General features: G+C 60.3%; 11 protein-coding genes and 1 pseudogene. 5 read left to right on the forward strand and 7 right to left on the reverse strand.

Going from position 1 to position 16,465, the window contains the following annotated elements:
• The first annotated feature begins 124 nt into the window (after positions 1-124).
• Complete coding sequence (locus tag ATY29_RS00695) at positions 125-1,171, forward strand: magnesium and cobalt transport protein CorA (protein WP_003572749.1); 1,047 nt, start codon at positions 125-127, stop codon at positions 1,169-1,171.
• Here ATY29_RS00695 and ATY29_RS00700 read toward each other — a convergent pair.
• The 5 genes and pseudogenes from ATY29_RS00700 to ATY29_RS00720 form a co-directional block, all read right to left on the reverse strand.
• A pseudogene (locus tag ATY29_RS00700) lies at positions 1,136-1,946 on the reverse strand (phosphotransferase enzyme family protein). The gene ATY29_RS00695 and the pseudogene ATY29_RS00700 overlap by 36 nt on opposite strands.
• A gap of 26 nt (positions 1,947-1,972) precedes the next feature.
• A complete protein-coding gene (locus ATY29_RS00705) occupies positions 1,973-2,851 on the reverse strand; it encodes an MBL fold metallo-hydrolase (protein WP_097534596.1) in 879 nt (292 codons plus the stop codon).
• Positions 2,852-2,930: 79 nt separating this feature from the next.
• Positions 2,931-3,380, reverse strand: a complete 450-nt coding sequence (locus ATY29_RS00710) for a hypothetical protein (RefSeq protein ID WP_025417645.1) — start codon at positions 3,378-3,380, stop codon at positions 2,931-2,933.
• Positions 3,377-3,631 (reverse strand): hypothetical protein, encoded by a 255-nt coding sequence (locus tag ATY29_RS00715; RefSeq protein WP_025417646.1) that lies wholly within the window; start codon positions 3,629-3,631, stop codon positions 3,377-3,379. The genes ATY29_RS00710 and ATY29_RS00715 overlap by 4 nt, the downstream gene beginning before the upstream one ends.
• 73 nt (positions 3,632-3,704) lie before the next feature.
• The gene (locus ATY29_RS00720; protein ID WP_097534597.1) at positions 3,705-4,061 is read right to left on the reverse strand and encodes a hypothetical protein; all 357 of its coding nucleotides are present in this window, start codon (positions 4,059-4,061) and stop codon (positions 3,705-3,707) included.
• 238 nt (positions 4,062-4,299) lie between these two features.
• Here ATY29_RS00720 and ATY29_RS00725 point away from each other — a divergent pair, with 238 nt between their 5' ends.
• The 3 genes from ATY29_RS00725 to glgB are packed head-to-tail and all read left to right on the forward strand — an operon-like array spanning position 4,300 to position 13,010.
• Complete coding sequence (locus ATY29_RS00725) at positions 4,300-7,527, forward strand: alpha-1,4-glucan--maltose-1-phosphate maltosyltransferase (protein ID WP_097534598.1); 3,228 nt, start codon at positions 4,300-4,302, stop codon at positions 7,525-7,527.
• Positions 7,528-10,809 carry a maltose alpha-D-glucosyltransferase gene (treS, locus tag ATY29_RS00730; protein ID WP_003572744.1) on the forward strand — a complete coding sequence of 1,094 codons (3,282 nt, stop codon included), beginning with the start codon at positions 7,528-7,530 and terminating at the stop codon, positions 10,807-10,809.
• Positions 10,806-13,010 carry a 1,4-alpha-glucan branching protein GlgB gene (gene glgB, locus ATY29_RS00735; protein WP_097534599.1) on the forward strand — a complete coding sequence of 735 codons (2,205 nt, stop codon included), beginning with the start codon at positions 10,806-10,808 and terminating at the stop codon, positions 13,008-13,010. Before treS ends, glgB begins: the two co-directional genes overlap by 4 nt.
• A 27-nt stretch (positions 13,011-13,037) precedes the next feature.
• Here glgB and ATY29_RS00740 read toward each other — a convergent pair whose 3' ends face one another.
• Both ATY29_RS00740 and ATY29_RS00745 read right to left on the reverse strand, forming a co-directional pair.
• Positions 13,038-14,666 (reverse strand): thiamine pyrophosphate-dependent enzyme, encoded by a 1,629-nt coding sequence (locus tag ATY29_RS00740; protein WP_097534600.1) that lies wholly within the window; start codon positions 14,664-14,666, stop codon positions 13,038-13,040.
• Positions 14,663-15,838 carry an amino acid aminotransferase gene (locus tag ATY29_RS00745; protein WP_097534601.1) on the reverse strand — a complete coding sequence of 392 codons (1,176 nt, stop codon included), beginning with the start codon at positions 15,836-15,838 and terminating at the stop codon, positions 14,663-14,665. Before ATY29_RS00745 ends, ATY29_RS00740 begins: the two co-directional genes overlap by 4 nt.
• A 150-nt stretch (positions 15,839-15,988) precedes the next feature.
• Between ATY29_RS00745 and ATY29_RS00750 the strand changes: the two genes are divergently transcribed.
• Positions 15,989-16,456: an Lrp/AsnC family transcriptional regulator gene (locus ATY29_RS00750; RefSeq protein WP_003572736.1), complete on the forward strand. Its 468-nt coding sequence runs from the start codon at positions 15,989-15,991 to the stop codon at positions 16,454-16,456.
• Positions 16,457-16,465: the final 9 nt, after the last annotated feature.

The following is a 16,465-nucleotide window of genomic DNA, read 5'->3' on the forward strand; positions in this document are numbered from 1 at the left end:
TATCTCCCACCCAGCCCGCGCGCTGAGGCAGATGAATGTTTTACGAAATGGCATTATGATTGACGCAGCGCGTGATCGGCGTTGGCCGGACGTGCTGCATGTGCGCGGACGGGAGGATGACAGTTTGGAACGGTTGAGGGATCTGGACAGTGTTTCCGCGCGGCAAGCCAGCGGTTCGCCGTCACCGCGGCACGAACAACGGCCGGGTGTTGTGGCTGCCGCCGTTTACCAGCATGGGCAACGCATCCGCGACATCAAGATAGAGGAAGCCGGTGAATGGCGCGGGCAGGAAAACGCTGTCGTCTGGATCGGCCTGCACGAGCCGGACGAGGTGCTACTGCATCAGGTCCAGGCCGAGTTCAATCTCCACGCTTTGGCGATCGAGGACGCGGCGCAGCCCCACCAGCGCCCGAAGCTGGAGATTTATGGGGACGCAATGTTCATCGTCGCCCGCACCGCCCATATGAAGGATGACGAAATCATCTTTGGCGAAACGCATTTGTTCGTCGGCCGCGGTTACGTCGTCTCGGTTCGCCACGGGGATTCGTCCTCTTATCTGGCGGTACGGCAGCGATGCGAGGCGACGCCGGCAGCGCTGGCCCACGGCGAGAACTACATTCTCTATTCCATCCTCGATTTCATCGTCGACAATTACATGCCGGTCATCGAGGTCGTGCAGGAGGAGGTCGAAAAGCTCGAAGACCTTGTGTTGCGCGAACAGCTGGCCAAGGGCGACATCGAGCGGCTTTACCTCTTACGCCGCAAGCTTCTGCGGCTGCGCAATGCCGTGGTACCGCTCGTCGACGTCTGCCGGCGATATGAGCATATCGATCTCCCCGGCATGGATCCGACGCTGCAATCGCTGTTTCGCGATGTGACCGATCACGTGCGCCGGGTTCAGGAAGATATCGATGCTCTGCGCGAGGTTCTGGCCTTTGCCTTCGAGGCCAGCGTGATGATCGGCCAGACGGAGCAGACCGCGATTGCGCGCAAGCTCGCTGCCTGGGCGGCGATCCTCGCCGTTCCCACGGCGATCGCCGGCATTTACGGGATGAATTTCAGCGACATGCCGGAACTGAAAACCCAGTACGGCTATTTCGTCGTGCTCGGCGTCATCGCCGTCCTGTGTCTCGGCCTATTCGGCTTTTTCCGCCGCAGGAAGTGGCTCTAGCTGTAGCAGCGCTTTCAAAAGTCGGTCTCGATGCTTCTGCACATAGCCGATATCGCTGAGATACAGCTGAGCATCTCCTGCAGCCACGTCCTCCACGAAGGTCTCGTCTCCGGCCGAGGCCCTTGCCTGCATGAAATTGACAAGCGCTTGGAGCCGCCTGCAGATCATCTCCGGGAGCTGTTGCCGTTCTTCTGCCGTTGTCTCATAGGCCGTGCAGAAGAGTTCCGCTCGCCGCAGCTGTTCGTCGAGGCCTGAAATCACGCCGGGATGGGAGGCACCGGACAAGGGCGCCCAGCGGTAAACCGCATAGGCCAGATCCCACAGTCGCGGTGCGGGATGCGCGGTGTCGAAATCGATGATCCCGACAGCCTCACACTCTGCCGTGGTGACGTTGTAAGGCGCGTAATCGCCATGGCAGACGATTTCGCGCGGTTCCTGCGGCGGCAGCATCCATGTCTGGATCGCGTCATCCGTAGCCAGAAACCCTTGAGATGCCGAATGAAAATGCCGCAGAAGCCTGGCTGCGGACAGCAGCATACGCTCCGATCCGATAGATCGGTCGCCCAAGTTTTCGCAGGCGCGCCCGGCGACGTAGCCGACGATCTCCTGGTTTTCCCCCTGAGATGCCGATGGGCTCCGGCGCCGCCAGAAAGCCACGGCTCCTGAGATGGCGCAAAAACCGATGCACCGTCGGCGTCCATGCGCCTGATGGTCTGATGACGGTATTGCCATCGCGCCAGATCTGCTTGGTCCGTCCGCCGTCCAAAGGTTTCACCTCATCTCCTCCAGCCTATCGTTCCTTTATGCGGATTTCCGTTTTTCAATATGGGCCTGAACCGTGGCGCCAAGGTTGGTCTCATGGCAGTTCCGATAGAACGTCACGGTCTCCGCAGGCATCCCATGGGGGATGGCGATGAAGTCTTCAAGCCGGAAGCCGCTTGAACGGCTGAGCTGCCCATCCGCCAGCTGGCTTTCGCTCAGCCCGTCGACACGTTCGGCCAGGGATTGGAAATAAGCAAGGTTCGCCTTCACCGTCGAAGGCGAAGATGTCTGTCCATGCGCGGGGATGACCAGCCTCGCATTGAGATCACGGATCCGCTCCAGCGATGAACGGATCAGGCGAAGGTCTTCGGCGCTTTTGCTCCAGACTTCGGGGATAGGATATTCCACCGCATCGACGGCCAGGCAGATGCGAAGTTCGGGAATCCAAATGGCGATATGGTCGGGGGTGTGCCCGGGCGTATGGATGAGTTCGAGCGTCAGATCGCCGCCGTTGAGAACCATTGAGCCGGAGAAGATGAGATCGGGGCCGATGAGTTCGACATTGTGAAACCGCGATTCTTGGCTGGCTTTATCCTGCAAAACCTGCCGCGCGGAGGGGTCGCGCAAACGGTCGAGTGCCGCGTCATGCGCGATAATCGGTGCGCGGCCGGCAACGGCACCATTTCCCCAGAAGTGATCCCAATCCATATGCGAATTGATAACGATCAGCGGGCGAGGCGCCTTTTCGTCAAGCAGGTCCAACGCCGTCCGGCATAGCTCAGGCGTTCCAAGCGTATCGATCAGGACGTTGAATCTCTCCGTCCTGACAAACATGGCATCGACTTCGTCCCCCGCCCGAACGATCACGATCCGATCGTCAAGTTCGGGATAGGTGCACAATTCTACCGATACATCCACGTTTGGTTGCCTCTATTGCAATCGGAATGATCTCGTCGAGATGTTTGAATTGTTCGGGTGATGAAGCACCATAAGCGCTTCATGGCTGCTCGTCCCGCGGCGTGAAGGAGAGCCTCCTCCGGTTGTTTTCCGCAATGATCGCAGCTTTGATCTGATTGAAGAACGGCTCAGGGATGAATCCGTAATCCACGCGGCTGGGGTCATCCAGTCGTGGGCGCAGATCATAACCAGGCCAGATAAAGCGGTTCAGTTGAGTCAGTCGCAGCCAATGTCGCCCGCCATCTAGGCCAAGTGATTTTGCGATTGCAGCAGGTATCTCAAGCGATGCCGAGCCATCGGCCTGGTCGGGCTGCGAGTGCGTGATGGGTACGACAACGACCTGAATAGCCGTTGTGTCTTTTACCTTCGTTGCAAGAACGATCGCACAAGGCCTGTCCTTGGATGCTTCGTATTTTCCTTTATCGTAGTCCTCTTTCCAAAGAAACGAATATCTGATCACCAAGCCCGGTGCGGGTTCGGGAAACTTCACTTCGGGGCAACGCCGTATTGAGCGTTTTCAATGTCCGAAATCGTGTCCTCGTCCAACTCTCCGACGATGAGAACTTCACGCTCCCTACGCTTCAGGTTCTTATAGTGTTCAAGCTCGCTTGCAGAAAGATAGCCGCCGATGACCCGCCCATGGCTTGTGACTTCAATAATCTTTTCAATCAGCGCCTCGTCCTGATATCGTGCGAAGCCGCGAGCGAACGTGGTCGCCGGCACTCTCAATATCTGGGCCATTATCCCTTCTCCGATTATATGTGTAAAATACGTAAATTACACAATTTGTCAATGTTGCGTGTCGACCTGGCGCTCAATTCGATTTCTGCTGCACCGGCACGGCGACATCCCAATCGCTCATCACGGCGTTCGGCACGGCGGCTGCGCATATCACCGTCACGCTCGGTTTCGAGCGGCCGAGGCTCTTCGGCGTCCACTGGGTCCGGAGCGGGACCGCGCATGGAGGAACCAGCACCTTGGCGTTGGGTTCAAGCACCTTCCACTGCTGTTGCCCTTTGGCGTTCTCCCGCTCGATGAAGTGTCTCGCCTCCTCACGGATTTCAAGCAGGCCGTGTTTGTACTCTGTGGAGCGATCGGTCTCGATGCTCCAGGAGGTGAGGCACAGGGCGCAAGCCAACAGGCCTGCAGTGACGAGGATCGATCGAAGCATGGACGGGCTCTTAACAGCGAACTGACTCACCTTCGCTTACGACGCAAGACTACTCGGATGCGGCTGGGATTCTCAAGGTCTCTTCGTCTCGCGGCAGGGCTTTGATGCTCGGGCGAAAGCCCCCCTCGATCTGGCGCCGATGCGACTGATGATTTCGTACAGCTGCGAATTGGCTGTGCCGGTGGAACAACAACCGCCGAAGGAAGTTTGTCTGAAAAGCAACTCGAGGCGGCGGCCGATGTCATTTTCTGCGAACGGGGGTGTGTTGAGCACCCCGCCCCGGATTTATTATGTCAATCCGCTCCTTCTTCAGGGCATCGATGCATGGCGCGAGATTTTCGACCATGCCGCGGATATCGGTTTCGATCATGTGCTGACGGCGCCTCTTTTCGATCGCGGCGGGGAAGGCAGCATCTTTATCTCCCAGGATTTCGATCGTCTCGATCCTGAACAGCAACTCGGAAGCGCGGTCGAGGATGGGGTGGCGCGCCTGGCGGAGGCTGGCCGCAAAAGCGGCGTTGCCTTAATGATGGACGTGGTGGTCGACGGCAGGGCGCGGGATCCTCACGCAGCCTTTCGCCCTGTCGATCCGAGGCGTTCTCCACTGGACCCGGCGGAGCCGATGACGGCGATGGCGGCGGAACGGCAATCGCAGCTATTGGCGGAATGGACCGAACGGCTGAGGCGGCTGAGCGGCCTCGGTCTCTCCGGTTACCGGATGCTCGGGATTGATCGCGCCGCACCGGCCCTATTCAAATCGCTGATTTCGGCAGTGCGCGAAAAGACCGAGGCGCAATTCCTGGCCTGGACGCCCGGCACCGATTTTGCGGTGAGGGGCGGGATCAGGGGGGCAGGTTTCAACGGCTGTTTTTCGTCGATGGCCTGGTGGGATTTCGACGAGAGATGGTTCATTGACGAGCATCGCGTGCAACAGCCGCTCGGATGGCAGGTCGCGTTTCCGGAGCCGCCCTTCGCCCGGCGCATCGCGCATGGAACCGAGAGCCGCGAGATCCTCGAACGGCGCGCCGTGAGAGCCTTGCGCCTTGCCGCTTCGCTCGGCGGCGGCCTGCTGGTTCCGATGGGTTTCGAATATGGCGCAGCCACGCCGCTCGATCCGACCCATGGCGATGGATCGGGTTTGCGCCGGCTGCGCCATGACCTGTCTTTCGACATCTCCTCCGAAATTCGCCTTGCCAATACCGAGATCGGCAAGAACGGCCATGTGCCAGCCCCATCGCTGCGCCTGATCCGCAACGCCAATGGACCGGTCTCGGCCCTTCTGCAATCCGAGGGGGAAGATCTGCGCAGCGCTGACAATGTGCGGTTCATCCTGCTGAACAGGGACCTTCGGCGAAGTGCGCCTGCGCCGGTGACCGCACTTCGCGAAGCAGCCTCCGGTTTTCTTCCCTCTGCAGCCGATGGCGCGGCTCTGCGTCTGCGGGCAGGGGAAACGCTGATTATCGAAGGCAAGGCGCCGGTGCCGATCACCTCTAGGCCCGCTATGGAGATCGCGCAGGCGACGGCATCGCCGCGGCTTGCTATCGAAAACATCATGCCGCGGGTCGATGACGGGCGTTTTCCGGTCAAACGGGTGGTCGGCGACATCGTCACCGTCGAGGCAGACATTTTCGCCGACGGCCACGACCCGATCGCCGCCGTCCTGCTCTGGCGGCCGCTCGATGCCATGACGGACTGGAACGAGACGGAAATGCACCCGGTCGAAAACGATCGCTGGCGCGCCGAATTCCTGCTGGAGCGCATCGGGCGCTACGAGTTTGCAGTCGAGGCATGGAAGAATCCGTTTGCGATCTTCCGATACGAGCTGACCAAGAAGCACGACGCCAGGTTGGACCTGAAGCTGGAGCTTCAGGAGGGATTGACCCTCGTTCGCGCCGCCAAGGCAGAAGCGTCGGCGGCGCTCGGCGCCGATTTGCAGGCTCTGATCAACAGTCTCGAAAACGCTTCGGATGCCGAGCGCACGGCGATCCTGCTCGATCCCAAAACATCCGAGCTGATGAACAAAGCCGACAGGCGGCCGTTTCGACTGCGTTCGGCGGCAAGCGCCGTCGATGCAGAGCGCAAGGCGGCAGCCTTTGCCAGCTGGTACCAGATTTTTCCGCGCTCGCAGAGCGGCGATCCCAACCGGCACGGCACCTTCGACGACGTCATTCCACGATTGGCCGATATCCGCGACATGGGCTTCGACGTGCTCTACTTTCCGCCCATTCACCCAATCGGCTCGACCAACCGGAAGGGCCGCAACAACAGCCTGAAGGCAGCACCCGGCGATCCGGGTAGCCCTTATGCCATCGGCTCCGAGGATGGCGGCCACGATGCCATTCATCCCGAACTCGGGGATTTCGAGGATTTCGGCCGGCTGGTCGATGAGGCGGGCCGGCATGGGCTGGAGATCGCTCTCGATCTCGCGATCCAGGCCTCGCCCGATCATCCCTGGCTGAAGGAGCATCCCGGCTGGTTCGACTGGCGTCCCGACGGCACGATCAAATATGCCGAAAACCCGCCGAAGAAATATGAGGATATCGTCAACGTCGATTTCTACACGAAAGACGCGCTGCCCTCGCTCTGGGTGGAGCTGAGAGATATCGTCCAGCTTTGGGTGGACCAGGGCGTCAAGCTGTTTCGCGTCGATAATCCGCACACCAAGCCTTTTCCCTTCTGGGAGTGGCTGATTGGCGATATCAGGGCGCGGCATCCCGATGTCGTCTTCCTGTCGGAAGCCTTCACCAAGCCGAAGGTCATGTACCGGCTGGCAAAGATCGGTTTCTCCCAATCCTACACCTATTTCACCTGGCGCAACGCCAAATGGGAGCTCGAGCAATATATGCGGGAGCTGACGCAGACAGCGCCGAAGGAATTCTTCCGTCCGCATTTCTTCGTCAACACCCATGACATCAATCCGGACTTTCTGCAGAACGCACCGCGCCCGGCGTTCCTGATCCGCGCAGCACTGGCCGCCACGCTTTCGGGATTATGGGGCGTCTATAATGGTTTCGAACTTTGCGAAGGGCGTCCCGATGCCAAACGCAAGGAATACGCCGACAGCGAGAAATACGAGATTCGCGCCTGGGACTACGACCGGCCGGGCAATATCGTCGCCGAAATCAGGATGCTCAACCGTATCCGGAACGAAAATACCGCCTTGCATTCGCATCTCGGGCTGACGCTGCTGACCGCCTGGAATGACAATATTCTGTTCTTCGAAAAGGCAAGCAGGGCCCGCGACAATGTCCTGCTGATCGCCATCAGCCTTGATCCCCACAATTTCCAGCAAAGCGAGGTCGAGCTGCCGCTCTGGCACTGGTCGCTCGGCGATGACGGCGCGCTGGATGCCGAGGATCTGGTCGGCGGACATCGCTTCAAATGGACCGGCAAACGGCAGAGCGTCAGCCTGAACCCTGCGATCCTGCCCTTTGCGATCTGGCGCGTACGAGCAGCGGAGGCATGAATGGACACGATGAACCCCGATGGCGCTGAGCAGCCCCTCTGGTACAAGGATGCAATCATCTATCAGCTGCATATCAAGTCGTTCTACGACGCCAATGGAGATGGCGTCGGCGATTTTGCCGGCCTGCACGCCAAGCTCGACCATATCGCAGCACTTGGCGTCAATGCTATCTGGCTCCTGCCTTTCTTTCCATCGCCGCGCCGCGACGACGGTTACGACATCGCCGATTACGGCAGTGTCAGCCCCGACTACGGGACGGTGGAGGACTTCCGCGCTTTCGTCGACGCCGCCCATGAGCGCAATATCCGCGTCATCATCGAGCTCGTCATCAACCACACCTCCGATCAGCATCCCTGGTTCCAGCGCGCCCGTCAGGCGCCTGCGGGATCGCCGGAACGCGACTTCTACGTCTGGTCTGATAGCGATCAGAAATTCCCGGAAACGCGCATCATTTTCATCGATACGGAAAAGTCCAACTGGACATGGGATGCGGTGGCCGGCGCTTATTACTGGCACCGCTTTTACTCCCACCAGCCTGACCTCAACTTTGACAGTCCCCTGGTCATGGAGGAACTGCTGAAGGTGATGCGATTCTGGCTGGAAACCGGCATCGACGGTTTCCGGCTCGACGCAATCCCCTACCTCGTCGAGCGCGAGGGCACGATCAACGAAAACCTGCCGGAGACCCATGCGATTCTCAAACGAATCCGCGCAGCCCTCGATGCCACCCATCCCGGCGTGATGTTGTTGGCCGAGGCGAATCAGTGGCCCGAGGACACGCGCGAATATTTTGGCGAGGGTGACGAGTGCCACATGGCCTTCCACTTCCCGCTGATGCCACGCATGTATATGGCGATCGCCAAGGAGGACCGGTTTCCGATCACCGATATTCTGCGGCAGACGCCGGAGATCCCGGAGAATTGCCAATGGGCGATCTTCCTTCGCAATCACGACGAACTGACACTCGAAATGGTGACCGACGCCGAGCGCGACTATCTCTGGGAAACCTATGCATCCGACAAACGCGCCCGCATCAATCTCGGCATCAGGCGGCGCTTGGCGCCGCTGATGGAGCGGGACCGCCGGCGCATCGAGTTGATGAACGCGCTGCTGCTTTCTATGCCGGGAACGCCTGTCATCTATTACGGCGACGAGATCGGCATGGGCGACAATATCTATCTCGGCGACCGGGATGGGGTCAGGACGCCGATGCAATGGTCGCCGGACCGCAATGGCGGCTTCTCCCGAGTAGACCCGGCGCGCCTCGTCCTGCCGCCGGTCGCCGACCCGCTCTACGGTTTCGAGGCCGTCAACGTCGAGGCGCAGAGCACGGACGCGCATTCGCTGCTCAACTGGACGCGAAAGATGCTGGCGTTGCGCGGCAGGCATCCGGCCTTCGGGCGCGGTTCGCTGCGTTTCCTCTCGCCCGAGAACCGTAAGATCCTCGCCTATCTCAGGGAATATGACGGCGAGACCCTGATGTGCGTCACAAACCTCTCGCGGCTGCCTCAAGCGGTCGAACTCGACCTCTCGGCCTTCGAGGGGCGCGTGCCGATCGAACTGACCGGCATGTCGCCCTTTCCACCGATCGGACAACTGACCTATCTCCTGACGTTGCCGCCCTACGGCTTCTTCTGGTTTCAGCTTGAGGCCGATGCCGACCCGCCGGCATGGCGCACCGCGCCGCCCGAACAGTTGCCCGATCTCGTGACGATGGTCCTTCGCCGCGGCCTGCTCGACCTCGTCGACGAGCCGAGGCTCGGACGCGTGCTCAGCGCCGAAATTCTGCCCGCTTATCTCGCCAGGCGGCGGTGGTTCGGCGCAAAGGACCAGCCGCTTCGGGCGGCCCGGCTTATCTCGGCGACGCCGATCCCCTATGCCGATGGGATCGTTCTCGGCGAACTGGAGGTGGAGCTCCCGGATCACAACGAATCCTATCAGTTACCGCTGGCGGTTGCCTGGGATGATGCGCAACCCTCCGCCTTGACCCAGCAGCTTGCGCTCGGGCGGGTTCGGCAGGGCAGGCGGGTCGGTTTCCTGACGGACGGGTTTGCAGTCGAGCCGATGGCGCGCGGCATCCTTCGCGGGCTGGCCGACCGCTCGCGCATCACCGGACGCACCGGCACCCTTGAGTTTCTCGGCACCGAGCGGCTCGACCGTCTGAATGTGACCGACCAGATGCCGGTTCATTGGCTCTCGGCCGAACAGTCCAACAGTTCGCTGATCGTCGGTGACGTCGCCATGATCAAGCTGATCCGGCACATTTTCCCGGGTGTCCATCCGGAGGTCGAGATGACACGGTTTCTGACCTGCGCGGGTTACGATCACACCGCTCCGCTGCTCGGCGAGGTCGCACACACCGATTCCAGCGGGCGCCGCTCCACCTTGGTCATTGTCCAGGGCGCGATCCGCAACCAGGGCGACGCCTGGAACTGGATGTTGAACAATCTTCGTCGCGGCGCCGACGAGCTCGTGCTGAACGACCCTGCGGTCGAGCCCGGCGACGATGTCTTTCGGCCGTTGATCAGCTTCGTCGCCATGGTCGGCATGAGACTCGGGGAATTGCATGTCGTCCTCTCCGGAGAAAACGCGGACGAGGCTTTCAGCCCTGTCGTTGCCGGTGACGATGAGGTGGAGGCGATCAGGAAGGCGGTTGCGGGCGAAGTCGCTTATGCCATGTCGAAGCTGGCGGAACGTGAGGAGAACGTCCATCCCGCGGTCGATCTGCTCGCCCGCCCGCTTCTGGAGCGCCGTTCTGAACTCGTCGAACTTGGCGCCAGCCTTGCGGAGAGCGTCCGCGGCACGCTGATGACGCGCACGCATGGTGACTTCCATCTCGGCCAGATCCTGGTCAGCGAGGGCGATGCCGTCATCATCGACTTCGAAGGCGAGCCCGCCAAAAATCTCGCCGAGCGCCGGGCGAAGACGGTTCCGCTGCGTGACGTCGCCGGGCTTCTGAGGTCGCTCAGCTATCTCGTCGCCACCGCCCAGCTCGACAATGACGCGGTCACCGAACACGAAAACGAGGTGCGCCGTGGCGCCATCGCCCGTTTCGGGCGCCATGCCGAGGCGGCTTTTCTCGATGCCTATTGGCAGGCGGTCTCCGCATCGAAGGTGCTCGCCATGCCGACGGAACAACGACGGAGGGTGCTCGATGCCTTTCTTCTCGAAAAGGCCGCCTATGAAATCGCCTATGAAGCCCGCATCAGGCCAAAGTGGCTGCCGATCCCGCTTGCCGGCCTTACCGAAATCGTATCGCGCTTGGCGGGGGTCAAGGCATGAATGTTGAGCGCTCGGAACTTCTCGCAGGCATCGGGCACGATGCGCTCTGGGCCTTGATCGAGGGCCGTCACGGCGATCCGTTCTCGATCCTTGGTCCGCATGAAAGCGGCGGCATGACGATCGTGCGCGTTTATTTGCCGGGCGCCGAAGGCGTCGATCTCATCGAAGCGGCGAGCGGCAGGGTGATTGCCCCTTTCAGCATCGCTCACCCCTCCGGCCTGTTTGCGGCGGCAACAGGTTCGCGGACATCCTACCGCTTGCGGATCACATGGCCGGATGGCGAGCAAGTCACCGAGGACCCTTATAGCTTCGGGCTTCTGCTCGGAGAGCTCGATCTCCACCTGATATCCGAGGGCACCCATTACAGCCTGAGCCGGACGCTCGGCGCGGTTGCGATGTCGGTCGACGGTGTTGCCGGCGTTCGTTTCGCTGTCTGGGCTCCGAATGCGCGCCGCGTCTCGGTCGTCGGTGACTTCAATGCGTGGGATGGCCGGCGAAACCCGATGCGGTTGAGACAATCGGCGGGCGTCTGGGAGCTGTTCGTTCCCCGGCTGGCTCCCGGCGAGAGATATAAATTCGAGATCGTCGATGCACAGGGAACCTGCCTGCCGCAGAAGGCTGATCCGGTGGCGAGAGCCAGCGAGGCCGCTCCGTCCACCGCATCCATCGTCGCGTCGTCGACGCCGTTTCGATGGAGCGATGATGGCTGGATGAAGGGCCGGTCCCGGCAGGCTAGACTGGAGGGCGCGATGTCCGTCTACGAGGTCCATGCCGGCTCCTGGCTGCGCGACCAGAAGGACGGCAACAGATATCTCGACTGGGTCGAGCTCAGCCAGCGGCTCGTTCCCTATGCAAGGGACATGGGATTTACCCATATCGAGCTCTTGCCGATCATGGAGCATCCATTCGGCGGGTCCTGGGGCTATCAGCCGCTCGGACTGTTCGCCCCGACCGGCCGATATGGGACGCCCGAGGATTTCGCCTATTTCGTCGACCGCTGCCACGGCGCGGGGCTGGGTGTCATTCTCGACTGGGTGCCGGCGCATTTTCCGACCGATGTCTGGGGCTTGGCCCGTTTCGACGGCAGCGCGCTCTACGAGCACGAGGATCCGCGTGAGGGCTTTCACCGTGACTGGAACACGCTGATCTACAATCTCGGCCGCAACGAAGTAAAAGGCTTTTTGATCGCCAGCGCGCTCGAGTGGCTCGAGCGTTACCACGTCGACGGCTTGCGGGTCGATGCCGTCGCCTCGATGCTCTACCGCGACTACAGCCGCAATGAGGGCGAATGGCTACCAAATCAATATGGCGGCCGCGAGAACCTGGAGGCGGTGGAGTTCTTCAAGCACCTGAACAGCATCATTCACGAGCGTTGCCCGCATGCGATGACGATTGCCGAGGAATCGACGGCTTGGCCTGGCGTCACGAAGCCGCCGGAAGAGGGCGGGCTGGGCTTCGATATCAAATGGAACATGGGCTGGATGCACGACAGCCTGAGTTATATCGAGAAGGATCCGGTCCACCGGAGCTATCACCACGGCACGATGACCTTCGGCATGATCTATGCGTATTCCGAGCGCTTCATGCTGCCAATTTCCCATGACGAGGTCGTCTACGGAAAAGGCTCACTGCTGACGAAGATGCCGGGCGACGAATGGCAGAAATTTGCCAATCTTCGCAGCTATCTCGCTTTCATGTGGGGACATCCCGGCAAGAAGCTATTGTTCATGGGGAGCGAAATCGCCCAGCCGGGCGAGTGGAACCATGATGCCTCGGTAAGCTGGGATATGCTTGACCGGCCGCAGCATGTCGGCGTTCAGCGGCTGGTCAAAGATCTGAATGGTCTCTACGGGGACGAGCCGGCATTGCAATTCGGCGATTTTCATCCCGATGGCTTCGAATGGGCGGCTGCCGACGATGCCGTCAATTCCGTTCTCGGCATGCTGCGCTATGCCAAGGACCGCACTTCAACGGTCCTTGTTGTGTCGAATTTCACGCCGGTGCCGCGTTACGGCTACAGGATCGGCGTGCCGCAGGACGGCGTGTGGGTCGAGCGCATCACGACGGATGCACGCGAATATGGCGGCTCCGGCCTCGTCAACGGCGCAGTGTCGAGCGAACCGATACCCGCGCATGGCAGGCCCGTCTCCCTGTCGCTGACACTGCCGCCGCTGGCGACGGTTTTTCTCAAAGGGCAGTGATCGTGTAAAGGCGACAGGCCCTTGCGGTCATTCGGCGTGCGGAGCCGGATGGATAAAAGGCCAAGGGCTTGTCTCGGATCCCTTTTCCACGGGAACCTCGATGAGAACAGGCTCCTCGAGGGAAAGCGCTTTCTCGATCGTGTCTTTCAATTCACCCGGGCTGGCCACCTTGAATGCTCGAATACCAAAGCTCTTGGCAAGTGCCACAAAGTCTGGATTGGTGAGGTCCGAGCCAAGGTAGCGGCCTTGATACGCCTGCTTCTGGTCGCGCAGAACGTTGCCATAGGCCGAATTGTTGAAGACAATGGCGACGACGTTGATCTTGTGCTGAACGGCGGTGGCCAGTTCCTGAACGCCGAACATGAAACCGCCATCGCCGGAAATGGAAACAACCGCTTTGTCGGGATTAGCGACCTTCGCGCCCAAGGCCGTATTGAAGCCAAAACCCAGATTGTCCTGATAGCCGCATGTCACGTATTGGCGTGCGCCGTAGACCGGAAAGGCAAAACGGGCGGTAAAGCCCATCTGGCTGACCTCCTCGACCAAGAAGCCATCTCTTGGAAGAGCCTGGCGAATGGCATCGAGATAGGCAAGCTGCGGCTGCACTTCCGAGAAACGAGATCTGGCGTCCTTGTTGAGGTCGGCGAATTCGCCCGTGCGATCCTCGCGGCGGAAACCTGCCAATGCATCGATCAGCGCCTGCGTTCCGGCCTTGGCATCTGCGACAATGCCGACACCAGGCTTGAGGCGGACCATTTCGGTCGGATCGATGTCGATGCGGATGATCTTGAGATCCTTGGGGAGCCACTTCCAGCGCATGAACTGCAATTCGAGCCGGCTGCCGATGCCGATCAGAACGTCAGTCTTCTTCCAGTATTCATAGGCGGCGACGAAGTTCAGATAGTTCGGATGATCGTCGGGTACGATGCCCTTGCCGGAACGATGGGAGGTGACGGGCGACTGCAGCAGTTTCGCAAGAGTCGCGATATCGGCCCCGGCATCCACCGCACCGCCGCCGACCATGATCATCGGATTCTCAGCACCCGATATCAGCGCCGCTGCAGCAGTGATCTGATCGGCGTTGACGGCCGGATGAGGCGCTCTCGTGCCCAAGGGAAGATCGACTTCGGGACCGGATTGGCCAAACACATCCCATGGGGCTTCGACCGCTCCCGGACCCTGGCGGCCGGACAGCATTTTGCCGACGACCTCGGCCATGACGGGACCGGCCTCGGACGGATGATTGATCCGCTCCGCCGTCTTGGTAATGCCGCGCATCGTCGCCAGTTGATCCGGCAGTTCGTGCAACTGTCCTCTGCCTTGGCCGATAAGGTGGGACATGATGTTGCCGGTTATGCAAAGCACCGGCGCGTTGGCGCCGTAAGCCGTGCAGAGCGCTGCGCCGGAATTGAGGACGCCAGGACCGGGGACGACGGTATAGGCGCCGATCAGGCCAGTGGATTTGGCATAGCCATAGGCCATATATCCGGCGCCCTGTTCGTGGCGGGTATGAATGAACCGAACCTTGTCACGGGCGCCGTAGAGGGCGTCGTTGAAATCATACATGTGCGCGCCTGGGATGCCGAATACCGTATCGACCCCATGGGCGACGAGAGAACGGGTCAGCGCCTGGCCGGTCGTTTCTTTCTTGCTCATTTCAAACAACCTTCAGCGCGGAGTGCGGTGACGATGGGGCCGGCATCGGCCGGCTGCATGCCCGCGAGGTTCATACGTCCGGAATCGGCCATGTAGATGCCGTGTTTGGCGCGGAGCGCCCCGGCCGTTTCTTTGGACATGGAGAGATTGGAGAACAGACCGCGTTGCCGTCTGATAAAGGCCAGATCGGGGGCTGCAGCGGCGAGCGAGGCGCGGTTGCCATTGACACGCTGGCACATCTCTTCGAGCTCGGTGCGCCACATTGCCGACATTTCGGAACTCTCGAGAATGGTCCTGACGATCGCGGCGCCATGATCGGGCGGCATGGACCAGTTCACACGGGCAAGTGCTGCCATGTTGCTTTCGGCCTTGCCGATATCGTCGACATTCCGGGTCATGGCATAGAGCGCGCCGACACGCTCGCGATAGAGACCGAAATTCTTGTCGCAGGAATAGGCGATCAACGCCTCGTCGACGGCGTCGAGGATCATGCGTGTCGGCGCGGCGTCCTGTTCGAGGCCGTCGCCAAGCCCCTGATAGGCAAGGTCGATGAACGGCACCAACTTCTGCGCAACGAGGAGCTCGGCAATCTCTCGCCATTGCTCCATGGTGAAATCGATGCCGGTCGGATTATGGCAGCAACCGTGGAGCAGCACGACATCGCCTTCCCCCGCGGAAGACAAAGCGTCGATGACGCTTTCGAATTTCACTTGCTGTAACGTCAGATCGACGAAGGCATATTCCTTTACGGCCAGGCCTGCCGAGCGGAAGATCGGCGCATGGTTCGGCCAGCTCGGTGTCCCCAGCAGCACCTTCGCCGATGGATTTGCCGTCTGGATGAGTTCGGCGCCGAGACGTAGCGCGCCGCTTCCACCCGGTGTCTGAATGCCGACAAGGCGGTGATCGAACTTCGGTGATTTGCCGAAAACAATCGGCTGCAGCAGCCGTACGAATTGCAGATCGCCTTCCGGGCCGAGATATTTCTTGCTGTCCTGGCTTTCGAGTAGAAACTGTTCCGCCGCCTTCACGGCACGCATCACAGGCGTTCGGCCCATGGCATCGCGATAAACGCCGACGCCGAGGTCGATCTTTCCTGTGCGCTCGTCGGCCTGGAAAGCCTTGATGAGGGCAAGCAGGCTGTCGGCTGGCCGGTTATTTAGTTTCTCAAACACAAGTCCACCTCCGTTTTATCCCTATGGCTGGAGATTAACTGAACTGGCGTGGCGATTATATGCGATTATCTGCCTAATTCGGCGAGTTGATGCAGACATTCTGCGCATTCGAATATACTATGCAGAAATTCTCCTTCTTTCGGGTGAGCCATGCTAGACCAGTTCGATATCAAATTGCTCGCCGCCCTCCAGCAAAACAGTGAGGTGACGCAAGGAGAGTTGTCGCAGAAGGTCAATCTCTCCGCGACCCAATGCGCACGCCGTTTGGAAAGACTGCGCAATGAGCAGTACATTCAGACCGTCGTGGCCATTCTCAATCCGGCAAAACTGGGTTTTGCTGTGGTGGCTCATACGCTCGTCAGCCTGCGCGCACATACAGAAGGCGGAAACGAGCGGCTTCATCGTTTCATCGAGACCGCACCGGAGATTCTGGAGTGTTATTCGCAGACGGGGGATGCCGATTTTCTGATGAAGGTCATGACGCGCGACCTCGACCATCTCAGCCAGTTTCTCGAAAGAATGATCCGGGTCACCGACAATCTGGCGTCGGTCAAATCGAGCATCGTGCTCAAGACACTGAAAAAGACGACCGCTTTGCCGCTGCAGATCGTGACGTGAGAGCGGCCG

Source organism: Rhizobium hidalgonense (assembly GCF_002914525.1).
Lineage (GTDB): Bacteria > Pseudomonadota > Alphaproteobacteria > Rhizobiales > Rhizobiaceae > Rhizobium > Rhizobium hidalgonense.